Source organism: Microbacterium sp. 22303, from assembly GCF_052045265.1.
Classification (GTDB): Bacteria; Actinomycetota; Actinomycetes; order Actinomycetales; family Microbacteriaceae; genus Microbacterium.
Genome location: NZ_JBQEOQ010000001.1, coordinates 358,364 through 375,574, shown reverse-complemented (window position 1 = coordinate 375,574; position 17,211 = coordinate 358,364). Strand labels below are relative to the sequence as shown.

20 protein-coding genes are annotated in these 17,211 nt (G+C 69.3%); 7 read left to right on the top strand and 13 right to left on the bottom strand.

Annotated features, from left to right (window positions below):
• Positions 1-34 precede the first annotated feature (34 nt).
• From ACTJI8_RS01780 to ACTJI8_RS01765, 4 genes are all read left to right on the top strand, one after another.
• The gene (locus ACTJI8_RS01780) at positions 35-598 is read left to right on the top strand and encodes a DUF4190 domain-containing protein (protein WP_440731695.1); all 564 of its coding nucleotides are present in this window, start codon (positions 35-37) and stop codon (positions 596-598) included.
• Positions 599-674: 76 nt separating this feature from the next.
• Positions 675-1,007, top strand: a complete 333-nt coding sequence (locus ACTJI8_RS01775; protein WP_440731694.1) for a DUF3099 domain-containing protein — start codon at positions 675-677, stop codon at positions 1,005-1,007.
• A gap of 65 nt (positions 1,008-1,072) precedes the next feature.
• Entirely contained in the window at positions 1,073-1,222 is a 150-nt protein-coding gene (locus ACTJI8_RS01770; protein ID WP_440731693.1) for a hypothetical protein, read from the top strand.
• Positions 1,219-2,049 (top strand): SURF1 family cytochrome oxidase biogenesis protein, encoded by an 831-nt coding sequence (locus tag ACTJI8_RS01765; protein WP_440731692.1) that lies wholly within the window; start codon positions 1,219-1,221, stop codon positions 2,047-2,049. The genes ACTJI8_RS01770 and ACTJI8_RS01765 overlap by 4 nt, the downstream gene beginning before the upstream one ends.
• 57 nt (positions 2,050-2,106) lie before the next feature.
• Here the strand turns inward: ACTJI8_RS01765 and ACTJI8_RS01760 are convergent, their stop codons facing one another.
• The 4 genes from ACTJI8_RS01760 to ACTJI8_RS01745 all read right to left on the bottom strand — a co-directional run bounded on the left by ACTJI8_RS01760 (position 2,107) and on the right by ACTJI8_RS01745 (position 5,663).
• On the bottom strand, positions 2,107-3,705 hold the full coding sequence (locus tag ACTJI8_RS01760; RefSeq protein ID WP_440731691.1) for an ABC-F family ATP-binding cassette domain-containing protein: 1,599 nt from the start codon (positions 3,703-3,705) through the stop codon (positions 2,107-2,109).
• Between the two features lie 108 nt (positions 3,706-3,813).
• Complete coding sequence (locus tag ACTJI8_RS01755) at positions 3,814-4,416, bottom strand: energy-coupling factor transporter transmembrane component T family protein (protein WP_440731690.1); 603 nt, start codon at positions 4,414-4,416, stop codon at positions 3,814-3,816.
• A gap of 10 nt (positions 4,417-4,426) precedes the next feature.
• Positions 4,427-5,104, bottom strand: coding sequence for an energy-coupling factor ABC transporter ATP-binding protein (locus tag ACTJI8_RS01750; RefSeq protein ID WP_440731689.1), 678 nt, complete (start codon positions 5,102-5,104; stop codon positions 4,427-4,429).
• Positions 5,094-5,663 (bottom strand): biotin transporter BioY, encoded by a 570-nt coding sequence (locus ACTJI8_RS01745; protein WP_440731688.1) that lies wholly within the window; start codon positions 5,661-5,663, stop codon positions 5,094-5,096. The genes ACTJI8_RS01750 and ACTJI8_RS01745 overlap by 11 nt, the downstream gene beginning before the upstream one ends.
• A gap of 99 nt (positions 5,664-5,762) precedes the next feature.
• On the opposite strand from ACTJI8_RS01745, the gene ACTJI8_RS01740 reads away from it, so the two are divergent.
• Complete coding sequence (locus ACTJI8_RS01740) at positions 5,763-6,335, top strand: TetR family transcriptional regulator (protein WP_440731687.1); 573 nt, start codon at positions 5,763-5,765, stop codon at positions 6,333-6,335.
• Here ACTJI8_RS01740 and ACTJI8_RS01735 read toward each other — a convergent pair.
• The 7 genes from ACTJI8_RS01735 to sufB all read right to left on the bottom strand — a co-directional run bounded on the left by ACTJI8_RS01735 (position 6,298) and on the right by sufB (position 13,093).
• Complete coding sequence (locus ACTJI8_RS01735; RefSeq protein ID WP_440731686.1) at positions 6,298-7,734, bottom strand: MFS transporter; 1,437 nt, start codon at positions 7,732-7,734, stop codon at positions 6,298-6,300. The two genes, ACTJI8_RS01740 and ACTJI8_RS01735, sit on opposite strands and share 38 nt — an antisense overlap.
• Positions 7,731-8,906, bottom strand: coding sequence for a MalY/PatB family protein (locus ACTJI8_RS01730; RefSeq protein WP_440731685.1), 1,176 nt, complete (start codon positions 8,904-8,906; stop codon positions 7,731-7,733). The genes ACTJI8_RS01735 and ACTJI8_RS01730 overlap by 4 nt, the downstream gene beginning before the upstream one ends.
• A gap of 77 nt (positions 8,907-8,983) precedes the next feature.
• Positions 8,984-9,313, bottom strand: coding sequence for a metal-sulfur cluster assembly factor (locus ACTJI8_RS01725; protein WP_045252088.1), 330 nt, complete (start codon positions 9,311-9,313; stop codon positions 8,984-8,986).
• A gap of 9 nt (positions 9,314-9,322) precedes the next feature.
• A complete protein-coding gene (gene sufC / locus ACTJI8_RS01720) occupies positions 9,323-10,093 on the bottom strand; it encodes a Fe-S cluster assembly ATPase SufC (protein ID WP_440731684.1) in 771 nt (256 codons plus the stop codon).
• 46 nt (positions 10,094-10,139) lie between these two features.
• On the bottom strand, positions 10,140-10,475 hold the full coding sequence (locus ACTJI8_RS01715) for a non-heme iron oxygenase ferredoxin subunit (RefSeq protein ID WP_292721013.1): 336 nt from the start codon (positions 10,473-10,475) through the stop codon (positions 10,140-10,142).
• The gene (gene sufD / locus ACTJI8_RS01710) at positions 10,472-11,674 is read right to left on the bottom strand and encodes a Fe-S cluster assembly protein SufD (protein ID WP_440731683.1); all 1,203 of its coding nucleotides are present in this window, start codon (positions 11,672-11,674) and stop codon (positions 10,472-10,474) included. The genes ACTJI8_RS01715 and sufD overlap by 4 nt, the downstream gene beginning before the upstream one ends.
• Positions 11,675-13,093 (bottom strand): Fe-S cluster assembly protein SufB, encoded by a 1,419-nt coding sequence (gene sufB, locus ACTJI8_RS01705; RefSeq protein WP_440731682.1) that lies wholly within the window; start codon positions 13,091-13,093, stop codon positions 11,675-11,677.
• Positions 13,094-13,342: 249 nt separating this feature from the next.
• On the opposite strand from sufB, the gene ACTJI8_RS01700 reads away from it, so the two are divergent.
• Positions 13,343-14,356, top strand: a complete 1,014-nt coding sequence (locus ACTJI8_RS01700) for a COX15/CtaA family protein (protein ID WP_440731681.1) — start codon at positions 13,343-13,345, stop codon at positions 14,354-14,356.
• A 30-nt stretch (positions 14,357-14,386) separates the two neighbouring features.
• Here the strand turns inward: ACTJI8_RS01700 and ACTJI8_RS01695 are convergent, their stop codons facing one another.
• Positions 14,387-15,358 carry a helix-turn-helix transcriptional regulator gene (locus tag ACTJI8_RS01695; protein WP_440731680.1) on the bottom strand — a complete coding sequence of 324 codons (972 nt, stop codon included), beginning with the start codon at positions 15,356-15,358 and terminating at the stop codon, positions 14,387-14,389.
• A gap of 271 nt (positions 15,359-15,629) precedes the next feature.
• Here ACTJI8_RS01695 and ACTJI8_RS01690 point away from each other — a divergent pair, with 271 nt between their 5' ends.
• The gene (locus tag ACTJI8_RS01690) at positions 15,630-16,112 is read left to right on the top strand and encodes a dinucleotide-utilizing enzyme (RefSeq protein WP_440731679.1); all 483 of its coding nucleotides are present in this window, start codon (positions 15,630-15,632) and stop codon (positions 16,110-16,112) included.
• Here the strand turns inward: ACTJI8_RS01690 and ACTJI8_RS01685 are convergent.
• Positions 16,058-16,990 (bottom strand): heme o synthase, encoded by a 933-nt coding sequence (locus ACTJI8_RS01685; protein ID WP_440732425.1) that lies wholly within the window; start codon positions 16,988-16,990, stop codon positions 16,058-16,060. The two genes, ACTJI8_RS01690 and ACTJI8_RS01685, sit on opposite strands and share 55 nt — an antisense overlap.
• Positions 16,991-17,211: the final 221 nt, after the last annotated feature.

Genomic DNA, 17,211 nt, shown 5'->3' with positions numbered 1-17,211 from the left:
TGACCAGTCTCTGTGATCGACCGCGAGGAGCAGCATGAGCAACGACAACGGCGGGATCCCGCCCCAGGGCCAGCAGCCCCCGGCCTATCCCGGCGCGCCGGTGCCCCCGCAGCAGCCCGCCTACCCGGCCGCCGCCCCGCAGGCTCCGGTGCCGCCGGCGCCTGGCTACCCGGCCTCGGCCCCGCAGCAGCCGGCCTACCCTGCGCCGCAGCAGTCGGCTGCGCCGTCTTATCCGGGTGCCGCCCCCGCGTCCCCCGGATACCCCGCGCCGTCGTATGCGCAGCCGTACGGCCAGCCGTACGCTGCGCCGCTGAAGTCGAACGGCCTTGCGATCACGGCTCTCATCTGCGGCATCGCGGGCGTACTCCTGTGCTGGCTCGCCTACATCGTGATCCCCTTCCTCGCATCGCTCACCGCGATCATCACGGGCCACATGGCTCTGGGGAAGATCAAGCGCGATTCGGCGCTCGGCGGCAAGGCTCTCGCGATCACCGGCCTCGTGCTCGGCTACGTCGGCGCGGTCCTCAACCTGATCATCGGCGTGGGCTTCCTCCTGCTGATCATCTACGGCATCTCGCAGGGCAGCAGCAGCTACTGATCCGCCGCCCCCGGCATCCCGCCCGGTCGCGGCGGCGTAGGCTGGAGTCATCGTGAGAAGGACTCCAGACGCCGCCGTGACCTCCCTCCCGCGCGCACCGCGTGACGAGGCGAGGAATCGTGTGCGCCACTACGTGATCACGATGTCGATCCGCATGATCTGCTTCGTGCTGATGTTCGTGGTGCAGCCGATGGGCTGGTGGACCTGGGCGTTCGGCATCGCCGCCGCCGTGCTGCCGTACATCGCGGTCGTCTTCGCCAATGCCGGCGACGACTCCGTACCCACCGGCGTCGAATCGCCGCGCATCGAGATCGAGGCCCCTGCCGAGGAGCGGCCCTCCGCGTCGCAGGAGCCCTCGGTGATCACGATCTCCGAGACCGTCGCGCATCCCGCCGAGCCGCGCTCGTGAACCCCAGGGAAACCGTCCTGAAATGCTCGCGTGCCGGCTGTCGCGCGGCGGCGACGCATCGGATCGTGTGGCGCAACCCGCGAATCCACGGACCCGAGAGGGAGAAGGTGTGGCTCGCGTGCGGCGAGCACCTGAGGTTCCTGTACGACTATCTGCGCGCCCGCGACTTCCCGGCGCGCATCGACACGGCCGTGGGTGAGGGCGAACTCGAATGATGCGCCAGCGCCTGCTCCGCTGGAGCGCGTACCTCGCCGTCGCACTCGTCTTCGCGGTCGTGTGCGCGTATCTGTCGAACTGGCAGTTCTCCCGCAATGACGGCCGTCAGACGCAGCTCGAGCTGGTGCAGCAGAACTACCATGCGAAGCCCGTGCCGCTCGGCGAAATGCTGGCGCCGGGAGAGGCTCTTCCCGAGAAGGCGCAGTGGCACCCGGTCGAGCTGCACGGCCGGTACGAGCCATCGGGACAGCTGCTGGTGCGCAACCGACCGCACGGCGGCACCAGTGCCTTCGAAGTGCTCGTGCCGTTCCGCACCGACGACGGACGCGTGTTCATCGTCAATCGCGGCTGGGTGATCGCCGGGGACGGATCCGACGTGCCGACGTCGATCCCGGCGCCTCCCGCCGGAGAAGCCACGGTGGTCGCACGGCTGCGTCCCGCCGAACCGCTGCCGCCGTCGGGCCGCGGGGCCCCTGAGGGCCAGGTGCCCAGCATCAACCTCGCACTCGTGGCGGACAAGATCGGCGACGGGTCCGCCGTCGACACCGGCGCATACGGAGAACTCGTCAGCGAGTCCCCTGCGCCGGCCACCCGCCCGCACGCCTTCGAAGCACCCTCCGACGACCCCGGTCCGTTCCTCTCCTACGCGATCCAGTGGATCCTGTTCGCGATCATGGGCTTCATCTTCATCGGATACGTGATCCGCACCGAGGTCGTCAAGCACCGCGACGAGGCCGCCGGTCGCGCCCCGCGCGGGCCGCGGCGCCGCCGCGACCGCGACATGGCCGACGAGGACGCCCTGCTGGACGCCGTCGAGCAGCACTGAGGCGCTCGATTCGCACCTCCGCGTCGTCGCCGCTCCGAGAGCGACGGCGGTCGAGCGTCAGGCGAGCTCGATGAGGTCCTGGTACTCCTGGGACCAGATGTCCTCGACACCGTCGGGCAGGATCAGCACCCGCTCCGGGTTGAGCGACTGCACCGCACCGGGGTCGTGGGAGACGAGCACGACGGCGCCCTCGTAGTGCGCGAGCGCACCCAGGATCTCTTCGCGAGAGGCCGGGTCGAGGTTGTTCGTGGGTTCGTCGAGCAGCAGCATGTTCGCCGCCGAGACGACCAGCGTCGCGAGTGACAGACGGGTCTTCTCGCCACCGGAGAGCACGCCCGCCGGCTTGAGCACGTCGTCGCCGGTGAACAGGAACGATCCCAGCACCTTGCGCGCCTCGGTCTCGGTGATGTCGGGGGCGGCCGACATCATGTTCTCCAACACCGAGCGGGAGACGTCGAGGTTCTCATGCTCCTGCGCGTAATAGCCGACCTTGAGGCCGTGCCCGGGTTCGAGCTGACCGGTGTCGGGCTGGTCGACCCCTGCGAGTATGCGCAGCAGCGTCGTCTTGCCGGCGCCGTTGAGACCGAGTACGACGACTTTCGAGCCGCGGTCGATCGCCAGGTCGACATCGGTGAAGATCTCCAGCGAACCGTAGGACTTCGACAGCCCCGAGGCCATGAGCGGGGTCTTGCCGCAGGGCGCCGGCTTCGGGAAGCGCAGCTTGGCGACGCGCTCGACCTGGCGCACCTCGTCGAGCCCCGAAAGCAGCTTCTCCGCACGGGCGACCATCTGATGCGCGGCGGCGGCCTTGCTGGCCTTCGCGCCGAACCGGGCGGCCTGCTGCTGCAGCGAGGTCGCCTTCTTCTCGGCGTTCGCACGCTCCTTCTTGCGGCGCTCCTCATCGGCCACCCGCTGGCGCAGGTAGTTCTTCCAGTTCATGTTGTAGATGTCGATCATCTGACGGTTCGCATCCAGGTAGAACACCCGGTTCACCGTCTCGCCGACGAGCTCCACGTCGTGGCTGATCACGATCAGCCCACCCTTGTAACCCTTCAGGAACTCGCGCAGCCACACCACGCTGTCCGCGTCGAGGTGGTTGGTGGGCTCGTCCAGGATCATGGTCTCGGCATCGGAGAACAGGATCCGGGCGAGCTCGATGCGCCGCCGCTGACCGCCGGAGAGCGTCTTGAGCGGCTGGTCGAGGATCCGGTCCGGCAGCGACAGGTTGTTCGCGATCGACGCGGCCTCCGCCTCGGCGGCGTAGCCGCCCAGCGCCTCGAACCGCTCGGTCAGGTTCCCGAATCGCTTCATCGCCTTCTCGGCGACGGCCTGATCCGACGAGCCCATCTGCTCCGAAGCCTCGCGCATGCCGAGCTGCAGGGAGCCGAGGCCGCGTGCATCCAGGATCCGGGTGCGTGCGAGCATCTCCGGATCGCCGGAACGAGGATCCTGCGGCAGGTACCCGAGCTCACCGCTGCGCTCCACCTTGCCGTCGGCGGAGATCAGATCTCCTGCCAGCACCTTCGTGAGCGTGGTCTTGCCGGCGCCGTTGCGGCCGACGAGACCGATCTTGTCGCCGTCGGCGACGCGGAAGGAGACGTTCTCCATGAGGAGACGCGCTCCCACGCGGATCTCGAGATCGTGCACGGCGAGCACAGCAGACGTCCGTTCTTCAGAAGGGGGTGAGCGGCCGGATGGCCAGCCTCCCAGTATAGGACGCGTGGCTGGGCCGGATCTGCGTGCCGGGGACGGGACGAGCGGGCCTCAGTCCAGCCCCCGCGCGGCGAGGGCCTCCCCCACCGCGTCGGCGTGCCGCAGCGTGCGCACGAGCAGGGGAACAGCCATCCGCGGCCCCAGTCGCACTCCGCGGGCTTCCTGCGCTTCGCGGACGCGGCGCACGAAGCCGCCGACGACCGGGACCATCGTGAGAGTCAGCGACAGGACGAGGGCCACGGCCTCGGGGTTGACCCCGAGCCGTCGCAGCGGTCGGAGCAGCCATGCGATGACCGCCATCAGCTCGCTGGTCGATGTGGTGCGGGTGAGCAGTTCGGCCAGCAGCACGAGCGCAACGAGCCGACCCGTGTTCACGATCGCCGCCGGGATGCCCACGAAGACCACGAGCGTCGCGCCCAGGATGAGCACCAACCAGCGCAGACGCCACCAGGCCTCCCCCAGAGCGCGAGCGCCGAGCCCGCCCAGCAGGAACAGCGCGCTGATCGCCGCCGCCGCACCGCCGACGGCGATGCCGGCGCCCTGCGTCGCCGGGACGAACGAGAAGGAGAACGCACTCAGCGCCAGGAGCGCGAGCTTGACCCCCGCGGGCGTCCGGTGCAGGAAGCCGGATCCGGGACGGTAGAGCGAGATCATCCCAGGGCCCTCAGGCGCAGACCTGCAGGTATGCGGAGATCACGTCGTCCGGCGCGCCCTGCGCGAGCACGCGCCCCTGCTCGATCAGCACGACCTCATCACAGCGCCCGGCGAGGTCGAGGTCATGGGTCACCAGGACGAGAGGTGCCTCCAGCTGCAGCAGCGCATCGCCGATGCGGCGGCTGTTGCGCAGGTCCAGGCGCGTGGTGGGCTCGTCGGCAACGACGAGCTCCGGACGGCCGATCAGCACCGAGGCCAGGGCGAGCAGTTGCTTCTGACCACCGGAGAGTTCCGACGCGGGCGCGTCGCGCAGCGCGCCCAGGCCGCACCGGTCCAGCGCCTCCTCCACGCGCGCGGTGCGCTCGTCCGCGGGGAGGTCCCGCAGCGACAGCGCCAGATCCTCCGCGGGTGTCGGCATCAGGATCTGGGCCTCCGGATCAGCGAACACGAACCCCACCCGGCGTCGCACCTCGCGCGTGTTCCGCGCCGGGTCCATGCCGGCCACGCGCACGGATCCGGTCGTCGCGACGTGAAGGCCGTTCAGCAGCCGGACGAGACTCGACTTGCCGGATCCGTTCGCGCCGATCACGGCGGTCCTTCGCGCCGTCAGCGTCATCGACACGTCGTCGAGGATCGTCCGCCCGTCCAGCTGCAGCGAGACCGCGCTGAGCTCGACGTCAGGCGACACGCGCACCCGTCCGCAGGAACGCCCGCGGATAGGCCCGCTGCAGCGCGACGCACAGCACGGTGGCGGCGGCCGCCTTGATCAGGTCTCCCGGAAGGAAGACGAGGCTCGACAGCGCCGTGGCGCCGAGCGGCACACCTGTGACGAGCGCCTGAACCGGGATCCCGAACAGGTACACGACTCCGATACCCCCGAGCACGGCGGCCAGACCCGCTCGCCACCACGTGACACGACGCGAACCGAGGACCAGTCCGATCACGACGACACCCGCGATCCAGCCCAGCAAGTACCCTGCGCTCGGACCGACGAACACCCCCAGGCCGCCTCGGCCGCCCGCCAGCACCGGGAGGCCGATCGCGGCCAGGGCGAGGACGGCGAGCACGGACAACGGCGCCAGACGCGGACCGAGGATCAGGCCGGCGAGCATGACGCCGAGCGTCTGTCCGGTGATCGGCACTCCCCCGGGCAGCGGAAAGATCACGAGCCCCAGTGCGATGATCAGCGCTGCGAAGACGGCGATACGGGCGGCGTCGGCGCCCCACGGACGGGAGGTCGAGGTCATGGGTTCCCCTTCGGATCTGCATGCGCGCGGCGGATCGGTCACGGCCGGCGCGCTTCCTGAACAGTGTTCACCTGAACGGCGTTCAGTATACTCATCCGCATGACCCCTGCGCGCACTGGACGCCACGATCGCGAGCACATCATCGGCGTCGCCCTCGAGCTGCTCGACCGCTACGGCCTGCCTGATCTGACCATGCGACGCCTCGCCACGGAGCTCGAGGTGCAGGCGAGTGCCCTCTACTGGCACTTCGACAGCAAGCAGGACCTGCTGTCAGCCGTCTCGAACCGGATCCTCGCGGGCATCCCCGAACCGACCCCCGGTGAGGACCTGCTCGATGCGGCGCACGCCGTACGCGATGCACTGCTGTCGTACCGCGACGGCGCCGAGGTCGTCATGAGCTCCGCGGCCCTGCGCCCAGGGCCCTCCCGCGCAGAGGACGCGCTCCGCGCGGCGCTGTCGCCGACGCTTCCCGACGCGGGTCTCGCGGCCACGGCCGTCCTGCAGTTCATCCTGGGCCACACCACCCTCGTGCAGCAGCGCATGCACGGCGAGAGCTATGGCGCCGCGAGTTCCACGGGCGCCCTGGACCGCGGTGGCCATGACGCCGCGGTGTTCGACGCGGGGATCACCCTGCTCAGCCGCGGTGCGGATCTGACCTCGACACCGCGCTGACGGCATCCGCGTCGGTCGCACCGGGTCCGTCCCCGATCCGCAGCCCGGGCAGCACCGCGATCACGATGGCGGCTGCCGACACGGCGAACACCGCAGGGAACCCCGAACCGCCGATCGGCAGGCTCACGAACAGCAGCCCCGCGAGGGCGATCGTCACCGCGGATCCCGTCGAATCCGAGATCGAGAGCGCCGAGGAGTTGAACCCTTCGTCCGCAGGCGTCGAGTAGGCCAGCGTGAGCACGTTCAGACGGGGGTAGAGCAGCCCGATTCCGCCGCCCGCGATCCCCCAGAGCACCACGACCGCCCACGGCATCGATCTCGTGACGGCGAGGGCGACGAGTCCGAGGAGCGACGCCGACAGCAGCGTCAGGCTGATGACGACCATCCGTCGGCTGCCCAGCCTCTCGCCGTACCGTCCCTGCACGGCGGACGCCGCCGACCAGGCGAGGGCGGACGTAGTCAGAGCGAGTCCGGCGATGGTGGGGCTGAAATCGAACCGCTCCATGAGCATCCTGGGCACGTAGGCCTCTGCCGCGAAGAACGCACCGGCGACGAGCCCCCGCATGAGCACGACACTGGGAAGTCCCGGCGCCGCGCGCAGCGCCCCGGACGGAAACAGGGGTCGGATCGCGAGGGCGATGGCGACGATGGCCGCGAGGGCGACGGGCCAGCCGACGGCAGGGGCGGCATCGGAGGCGAACCCGACGGCGACCGCGGCGACCGCGACGACGACGGAGAGCAGGATCCGGACGCCGATCCGTCCGGCGGCCGGCGCCGTGTTCGCAGGGGCGGCGTGATCCTGTTGCGTGCGCAGGTCGACGGCGCGGAGCCGGACGATGACGAGCAGGAATGCGATCACGTTCAGCACGGCGACGCCGAGGAAGGTCCAGCGCCAGTGCACGAACTGCGCGACGGCGCCGGCGAGGAACGGGCCGATCATCGACGGGACGACCCAGGCGGCCGCGAAGGCGGCGAAGATGCGCCCGTGCAGCGACGGAGGGTAGACCCGCGCCACGACGACGTACAGTGCGACCGTCTGCCCGCCACCGCCCAGTCCTTGGATGAGCCGGCCCAGCACCAGCGTGTACATGTCGGTGGCGGCCCCCGCGATCACCAGCCCCACGATGAACAGCGCGACGGCCGTGTACAGCGGCGCCCTCGGGCCGACCTTGTCACTCCAAGCCCCGCTGGCGACCATGCCGATGACGCCGGTCGCCAGCGTCCCGGCGAAGGCCACCGCGTACAGCGCATCACCGTGCAGATCGGCCGCGACCAGCGGCATGACCGTCGTCACCGCCAGCGCCTCGATGGCGCCGAGGAAGATGAGCACGACGGATCCGACCGTGATGCCGAGTCGGTGGCGGTCCCAGATGGTCGCGGCGGGGGCCGGCGTCGTCACCCGCGCACCAGCGCCGCGATCCGGAGCACGGCTTCGGTCAGCACCTCCGGCGAGCAGCCCAGATTGATGCGGACATGCCCGCGTCCTTCCGCGCCGAAGGTCGGTCCGCGGTTGAGCGCGACCTTCGCCTCGCGCAGTATCCGGCCGGCGGGGTCGTCGCCCCAGCCGAGGTCGCGGAGGTCGACCCAGGCGAGATAGCCCGCATCCGGGAGGCGGTAGCGTGCACCCGGGATGTGCTCGGCGAGCAGTCGGCCGAGCAGTCGCCTGTTCTCATCGAGGGCGACGAGGAGGCCGTCCAGCCAGGCGTCGCTCGCGGGATCCCAGGCGGCTACCGCCGCCATTGCGCCGAAGAGGCCCGTGCGCCACTCCACCTCGGGCGGCAGTCCGCGCACCACGGCGGCGGTCTGCTCGCTCGCGGTGACCATGATCGCGCATTTCAACCCGGCGAGGTTGTACGCCTTGCTCGCGCTGGTGACCGCGTAGCCGATCTCCGCCGCGAGCGGCGAGGCAGCGAGGAACGGGGTGAAGTCGATTCCCGGCTGCACCAACGGCGCGTGGATCTCGTCGCTCACCACGACGGCCCCGTGCGCCGCGGCGATCTCCGCCAATCGCGTCAGCACGGCGCGGCTGTGCACGGTGCCGGTGGGGTTGTGCGGGTTGCACAGCAGCACGGCGCGCGCACCGCCGGCGAGGGCGCGTTCGATGCCGTCGACGTCGAGGACCCAGGATCCGTCCGAGTCCAGGAGCGGCACGCGCTCCGCGACGCCGCCGGCTTCCTCGATGCAGTCGAAGAACGGCGGATACACCGGCGGCGCCACGACCACCCGGTCCCCCGGTGCCAGCACCGCGCGCAGGATCTCGACCACACCCATCATCACGTCGCACGTGGACCTGATGTGCGAGGCCTGCACGCTCCAGCCGAACCGGCGCTGCGCGTACGCGACGAACGCGTCCCGCAGGCCGGGGTCGGGCGGGGTGTATCCGGTGTCGCCCAGCCCGATCGCCTGGTGCAGACGCTCGGTGATCGCTTCGGCCAGGGGGAAGTCCGTCTCCGCAACGAACAGCGGCAGCACGTCGTCCGGATAGGTACGCCATTTGGTGCTGGAGCGGCGACGAAGCTGTTCGAGCGGCAGCGCGCGGAGGGCTGCGGTGCGTGCGGCGGCGAAAGTCACCCTTCGAGACTATCGACGCGGGAACGCCGAAGGGTCTGACGCCGTCATACGGCGTCAGACCCTTCGGTCGAAGCGTGTCAGATCGCGAAGCCGAGCGCACGCATCTGGTCGCGCCCGTCGTCGGTGATCCGCTCGGGGCCCCACGGCGGCATCCACACCCAGTTGATGCGGAAGCGGTCGACGACATCGTCCAGCGCCTGACCGGTCTGCTCCTCGAGCACATCGGTCAGAGGGCACCCGGCGCTCGTGAGCGTCATGTGGATGACGAGGGCGTCATTCTCCTCGTCCCAGGAGAGGTCGTAGATGAGACCGAGGTCGACGACGTTGATCCCGAGCTCCGGGTCCACGACGTCCTTGAGCGCCTCGGTGACCTCGTCGTACTTCTCTCCGGTCAGCGTTGCCGTCATGCCTTCAGCCTACGCTTCGATGGGAGCGGCGGGGTCGAGGAAGCGATCGTAGCCCTCGTCCTCGAGACGGTCGGCGAGCTCCGCACCGCCCTCCTCCACGATCTTGCCCGCGACGACCACGTGCACGTAGTCGGGGCGGATGTAGCGCAGGATGCGGGTGTAGTGCGTGATCAGCAGGACGCCGAGGTCCGTCTGCTCCTTGGCGCGGTTGACGCCCTCGGAGACGATCTTCAGCGCGTCGACGTCGAGGCCGGAGTCGGTCTCGTCGAGCACGGCGATCTTCGGCTTGAGCACCTCGAGCTGGAGGATCTCGTGCCGCTTCTTCTCACCGCCGGAGAAGCCCTCGTTGACGTTGCGCTGCGCGAACTTCGGGTCCATGCGCAGGTTCGCCATGGACGCCTTCACGTCCTTGGTCCACTGGCGGATCGAGGGCGCCTCGCCGTCCAGCGCGGTCTTCGCCGTGCGCAGGAAGTTGGTGACGGTGACACCCGGGATCTCGACCGGGTACTGCATGGCGAGGAAGAGACCCGCGCGAGCGCGCTCGTCGACGCTCATCGCGAGGACGTCCTCACCGTCGAGCGTGATCGAACCGCTCGTGACGGTGTACTTCGGGTGACCCGCGATCGTGTACGCCAGGGTGGACTTGCCGGATCCGTTCGGGCCCATGATGGCGTGGGTCTCGCCCGTGCGCATGGTGAGGGTGATGCCGTTGAGGATCGGCGTGGTGCCCGCCTCGGTCTCGACGGTGACGTGCAGGTCCTTGATCTCCAGGACGGTCATGGATGGTTCCTTCGTATTCGTGAAGCTTCGTGTGCGGATGCCGGGCTCAGAGGCCGCTGACATCCTTCGTGACGGTGGGGTCGATCATGAGGTCGTCTCCGACGATCTCCGTGACGTACACCGGGACCGGCTCGTAGGCCGGAAGGTTCAGCGGCTTGCCCGAGCACAGCGAGAACGCAGATCCGTGGGCCCAGCACTCCAGCGTGGTGCCCTCGACGAACCCCTCGGACAGTGAGATGTCACCGTGCGTGCAGGTGTCGCCGATCGCGTGGATCTGCCCTTCGGAGTCGAGCACGACCGCGATCGGCACCCCGTCGAGCTCGACGCGCAGCGGAGTGTCCTCCTGCAGGTCGCTCACGGCGCAGGCCCGCTGGGCGGTCACGCGTTCACCGCCTGCAGCTCGAGCTCGATCGCGGCGAGCAGCTCCTCTTCGAGGGAGGGCACGCCGAGACGCTGCACGATGTCGCTGAGGAAGCCGAGGACGACGAGGCGGCGCGCCTCCTCCTCGGTGATCCCGCGCGCCTGCAGGTAGAACAGCTGCTCGTCGTCGAAGCGTCCGGTGGCGCTGGCGTGGCCCGCACCCAGGATGTCGCCGGTCTCGATCTCGAGGTTCGGGATCGAGTCGGCGCGTGCGCCCTCGGTGAGCACCAGGTTGCGGTTCGCCTCGTAGGAGTCGGTGCCGGTCGCGTCGGGACCGATGAGCACGTCGCCGATCCACACGCTGTGCGCGCCCTGACCCTGCAGCGCGCCCTTGTACAGCACGTCGCCGACCGTGTGCGCGCCCTTGTGGTGCATATAGACCTGGCTCTCCAGGTGCTGACCGGCGTCCGCGTAGGACAGACCGTACAGGCGTGCCTCGGATCCGGCTCCGGCGAGTTCGACGTTCGGGTTGACGCGCACGACACCGCCGCCGAAGCTCACCACGAAGTGCGTGAGCGACGCATCGCGGTCGACGCGGGCCTGATGCGCCGAGGCGTGGATAGCGTCGTCGGCCCACTCCTGCGCGCTCACGACCGTGAGCCGGGCGCCGTCTCGCACGAGGATCTCGACGTTCTGGGCGAGCTGGGCGGATCCAGTGTGCCGGAGCACGACCGTCGCCGAGCTGTTCGGGCCGGCCTCGATCACGATGTGCTGATCGGCGCGCAGCTCGGCGCCCTGCCCCACCAGCTGCACGAAGATCGGCTCGGCGATCTCCTCGTCGGCGGGGATGGCGATGTGCTGCGCCTCGGTGCCGCCCTGCCAGGCGACTGCGGAGACGACGTCCTCGGGACGGAAGAACTCGCCGCGCGGGGCATCGCCGAAGCCGAGTGCCGTACGGAGGTAGCGGGAAGGCGTCACATCGACCGTGACACCGTCGCTGTCGGAGCTGGTCCGGAACAGCCCGGTCAGCTGCGTGACGGGTGTGTGCTTCCAGTTCACCTCGCGACCGGTGGGTACGCCGAAGTCGGCCGCGTCGAACGAGTGCGGCCGCTCGGAGCGGGTCTGCACCGGCGCGGTGGCTGCGTTCGCGACCTGGGCGGCGGGGTCGATGTGGGCGTGCGTGTCCTGCGCCTCAACGGGCGCGGTCGTAGCGGCGGTCATTCAGCCGACCGATCCTTCCATGCCCATCTCGATGAGCTTGTTGAGTTCCATCGCGTACTCCATCGGCAGCTCGCGCGCGATCGGCTCGATGAAGCCGCGCACGATCATCGCCATCGCCTCGTCCTCGGGCATGCCGCGGGACTGCAGGTAGAAGAGCTGCTCCTCGCTGACCTTGGAGACCGTGGCCTCATGGCCGAGCTGCACGTCGTCGACGCGGATGTCGATGGCCGGGTAGGTGTCGCTGCGGGACTTCGTGTCCACGAGCAGCGCGTCGCAGCGCACCGTGTTGGCGGAGTGATGCGCGTTCGCATCCACCCTGACCTCGCCGCGGTAGCCGGCGCGGCCGCCGCCACGGGCGATGGACTTCGACACGATCGACGACTGCGTGTACGGCGCCATGTGGATCATCTTCGCGCCGGCGTCCTGGTGCTGCCCTGGGCCGGCGAAGGCCACGGAGAGGGTCTCGCCCTTCGCGTGCTCGCCCATCAGGTAGATCGACGGGTACTTCATCGTCACCTTGGAGCCGATGTTGCCGTCCACCCACTCCATGGTCGCGCCCTCGTGCGCGACCGCGCGCTTGGTGACCAGGTTGTAGACGTTGTTCGACCAGTTCTGGATCGTCGTGTAGCGCACGCGGGCGTTCTTCTTGACGATGATCTCGACCACGGCCGAGTGCAGGGAATCGCTCTTGTAGATCGGGGCGGTGCAGCCCTCGATGTAGTGGACGTAGCTGTCCTCATCGGCGATGATCAGCGTGCGCTCGAACTGGCCCATGTTCTCGGTGTTGATCCGGAAGTAGGCCTGCAGCGGGATCTCCACGTGCACGCCCTTGGGCACGTACACGAAGGATCCACCGGACCACACCGCGGTGTTCAGGGCCGCGAACTTGTTGTCGCCGGCGGGGATCACGGTGCCGAAGTACTCCTCGAAGAACTCGGGGTGCTCGCGCAGCGCGGTGTCCGTGTCCATGAAGATGACGCCCTGCTGCTCCAGATCCTCGCGGATCTGGTGGTAGACGACCTCGGACTCGTACTGCGCGGCCACACCGGCGACCAGGCGCTGACGCTCGGCCTCGGGGATGCCGAGGCGCTCATAGGTCTCGCGGATGTCCTCCGGGAGGTCTTCCCAGCTCTGCGCCTGCTTCTCCGTGGAGCGCACGAAGTACTTGATGTTGTCGAAGTCGATCTCGCTGAGGTCGGCGCCCCAGGTCGGCATCGGCTTGCGGCCGAAGAGCTGCAGGCCCTTCAGACGCGTCTTCAGCATCCATTCCGGTTCGCTCTTGAGCGCCGAGATGCCTCGCACCACATCCTCGGAAAGGCCGCGTCGCGCGGTCGCGCCGGCCGCATCCGTGTCGTGCCAGCCGAACTCGTACACCCCCAGACCATCCAGCTCCGGGCGGTCGATCAGCACATCCGACATCACACTCTCCTCTTGGGCCGTAACGGTTCATCCGCCCCGGCACACCGTCGCTCCCATCGAGTCTGCAGGGGAACGGGTGCCGCTTCTGGGCCCTCATCATGGACGCAAAGCATTCGCGCCTAAACTGTTGTCGATGGCAGAGCCATGCGCATTCCGCGCTCCTGCGACCATCGCCGACACCTGAGATTCTACAGGTTCCCTCCGACATCCGGGCCGCAGTGCGCCCGCCGGAAGGGTTCCGGAGGAGCCATGCCCGAGATCGTGACACCGCCCGCCCGCCGTACCCGCTCCGGATTCCTGGGCCGAGTCCATGATCGGCTTCCCGATCGGGTCGACCTCCGCGTGCGGATCGCCGCCTGGGTCTCGTTCCTTCTCGAAGTGGCGATCGTCGGCACCGGCGGTGCCGTGCGCCTCACCGATTCCGGCCTCGGCTGCGAATGGCCGCTGTGCACGCCGGACTCGCTGTTCCCGACAGCCGCGCAGAGCTACCACTCCCTGATCGAGTTCGGCAACCGCGGACTCAGCTTCTTCGTCGGTCTCGCCGCCATCGCCGTGATCGTGCTCATCTCCCGCTTCCGCGCGGAACGACGCGATCTCTGGGTCATGTCATGGATCATCTTCGCGGGCGTGCTGGTGCAGGCCGCGGTCGGCGGGATCCTGGTCATCTTCCAGCTGCACCCGAACATGGTCGCGTTCCACTACCTCGTGTCGCTCGTGCTCGTCGCGGTGTCCGCAGCCTTCCTGGTGCGGATGGGACAGCCGCGCGGGGCGCGGGTGCGGGCCGTCCCGAAGGGCGTCGCGATCCTCGTGCACATCACCTCGTTCGTGCTGGCGTTGACGGTGCTCTTCGGGGTGCTCACCACCGGCGCGGGCCCGCACTCCGGGGACCCGGCGGTGACGCTGCGCAACGGCTTCGACGCGACCCTCCTCGAGCACGTGCACTCCTGGCCGGCGTACGCCCTGTTCGCACTCACCCTTGCCTTGCTCGTGATCACCCTGGCGAACTCGCTCTCCGCGATCCGCAATGCGGTGATCGCCCTGCTCGCGATCGAGCTCGTGCAGATCGCCGTGGGCCTCTACCAGGCGCGCAACGCGCTGCCTCCGCTCGCCGTGGGTGTGCACATGGTGCTGGCAGCGATACTCGTCGCGGCGTGCACGGTGCTCGTGCTGCGGCTGAAGCGCCCCGGGGCGACGTGGCCTGCAGCCGCAAGCACTCCGAGCGCCGGCACCGCGGACGCCGGGCCCTCGCACCCTCGCGACTGACGCGCCCTCTCGGCTGATCCGCTCCGCCGGTCAGCCGGCGCTGCGTTCCGCTCCCGGGCTGCCGTCCTGCGCCCAGGCGACCCCGAGGGCGAACAGCGTGGCCACGCCGTAACGCTCCATCGCCGCCGCGATCCTGCGCCGCCCGGTGCGCGGCGTGATGCCGAGCGAGCGGGATGCGGCATCCAGGGTCATCCCTCGTCGCATCCGGTGCAGCAGCTGTCCATACCCGCCCGGATCCTTCTCGACCGGACTGGCCTGCTGCCAGAGCTCCGCGAAGTAGGCCTTCGCCATCCCGGCGATCACAGGGCTCGCGACGGCGAGCACGCTCTGGGGCGCCGTCTCGCCCCACACCAACGGCACCCCGGTGACATCCAGGTCGTCCACCCAGAACCAACTCGGCGGATCCGGCAGCATGCGGAACTCCACACCGGAGTCCCCGAACGCGCGCACCATGCCGGCCAGCTGCTCGTCGAGCGGCATCGCAGGGATGATCGCCTGCACCGAGGAGTATGTCGACATCGCCGCGGCGAACGCCCTGCTGCGCTCGGGACTGCTCGCGCGATACCGGTCGAGGTCGGTGAGCACGGCCCGCACCCGACCGCTGGAACCCACCCGGGATGCCTGGACGGCGAACCACAGGTCCTCGGCGGCGTGCGGGCCGTGGGCGCTCTGCAGCGAGAGCCGGTCCTGAGCCACCGCCTCGCCGAAGTTCCAGGACGAGGTGCGACGGGCCACGGCGTCCACGATCGCCGCAAGCTGGTCGCTGCGGGACTGCGCCTGGGCGCGTTCGGACTGCAGCACCCGTTCGATCGCGATCGCCGCGGCGTGCACCGGGGGGTTGAGCAGGATCAGCTCGTCCTGCAACGACAGGCTTCCCGCTTCGGCAAGGCGCTCCAGACTCGCGAGCGCGAGTCCGTGATCGAGCCCGGAACGCGCGACGACCGCATGCACGTCGAAGGGGCGCTCGCGCAGCAGCAGATCCAGCAGCTCGTCGTCGCTCATGTCATGTCCTCTTGCGGACAGCGCGCGAACCGGTCCTTGCGCCGTCCTGATCAGGTCAGTTGGAATGTGTTCTGGACGCTAGCAGGATGTTCGGGATCAGGGACGGATCCTCACCTGCGTGCTGGGGACGCGGGTCCCGGCGCAGGGACGCCGGGACCTCTCCCCCTGATCCGCACTTGCGTGGTGCAGCGGATCGCGTCGGCGTCGGACGCATACCGGCCTCATAGGCGATGCAGACCGGACGCACGAGTTCGCCCGTGAGGCTGGGTCCATGACACGCGCATTGAATCGCAGCCTCCCGTTCTGGATCCTCGTCGTCGCCTCGATCGGCCTCATCGCCGCAGGGGTTCTCACCGTCCTCGACCATCTCGGCACCATGACCGCCACCCTCAAGGACGGCAGTGCGACCGGGCTCGAGGTGTACGGGGGTCAGTCCTGGATCGTGCTCGGTTCGGCCCTGATCGGGGCGGGTGCGCTGGGCGTGCTGCTCGCCCTCGCGCTCGCGGTCCTCTCCACCCTGCTCGGCGCCGCCACGGCGCAGCCCGTCGACAGGGCGCCTCTCGCGTTCGACGACGTCGACCTCGGCCCGGAGCCCGAACTCGACCCCGAGGGGGCGCTCGACGCACCTGTCGCGCCGCACGAGATCGAGCGGGAGCAGCAGATCGAGACCGAAGCCGACGAGGCGACGACCGAGGAGGCTCAGAAGGGCAGCAACGGATCGATCGCGACGGCCACGAAGATCAGCGTCAAGTAAGTGATGGAGGCGTGGAAGACGCGCATCGGCTTGGCCGATGCGCCCTTCACCGCCTGCGCGTACAGCCGGTGCGACTCGTACACGAACCACCCGCCGAACACCAGCGCCGACACGGTGTAGACCAGGCCCATCCCGGCCACCGGGATCAGCAGCAGGGAGCAGGCCAGGGTCGCCCACGCGTACAGGATGATCTGCAGCCCCACCTGCGATGCGGAGCGGGTGACGCCGAGCATGGGCACGTCGACGTCGTCGTAGTCGTCCTTGTACTTCATCGACAGCGGCCAGTAGTGCGCCGGAGTCCACAGGAACACCAGCACGAACAGCACGAAGGCCGGCCAGTCCAGCGATCCGGTGACAGCCGCCCAGCCGATGAGCACGGGGAAGCATCCGGCGATGCCGCCCCAGATGATGTTCTGCTCGGTGCGGCGCTTGAGGATCATCGTGTAGATCACGACGTAGAAGAAGATCGCGGCGGCGGAGAGCACGGCGGCGACCCAGTTCGTGGTCAGCCAGAGCCAGACGGTGGAGGCGACGGCGAGCACCCAGGAGAACACCAGGGCTCCGCGCGGGGAGACCTCGCCGGTCACCAGCGGGCGCTTCTCCGTGCGGTGCATGTGCGCATCGATGTCGCGATCGATGTACATGTTGAAGGATGCGGCGGATCCGGCGCTCAGGGATCCGCCGATCACCGTGGCCGCGACCAGCCACAGGTTCGGCAGGCCGTGCTGCGCGAGGAACATCACCGGCACGGTGGAGACGAGCAGGAGCTCGAGCACACGGGGCTTGGTCAGCTCGACGTAGGCCTTGATTGTCCGCTTCAGAGAGCGCTCGGCGGCGACGGACTCGATGGTGGTCGCGATGCTGACCGCCTCCTTCATGCGCACACGGGAACTCATTCATCCTACGCCACGGTGCGGGTCCGGCCCGCCCCTCCTTCCCGCCCCGAGCGCCGCTGCGAGGCGCGTCGCGCAACAATGTGTCGTGACCGGGCACACGGCGATGCGTCCGCACTATGCTGAAAACACTCGCGCGCCCGTCAACGTGCCAGCCCTTCCGTGATGTCGCGGGTGGCGCGCAGACAGCGGGCGCACACACTGTC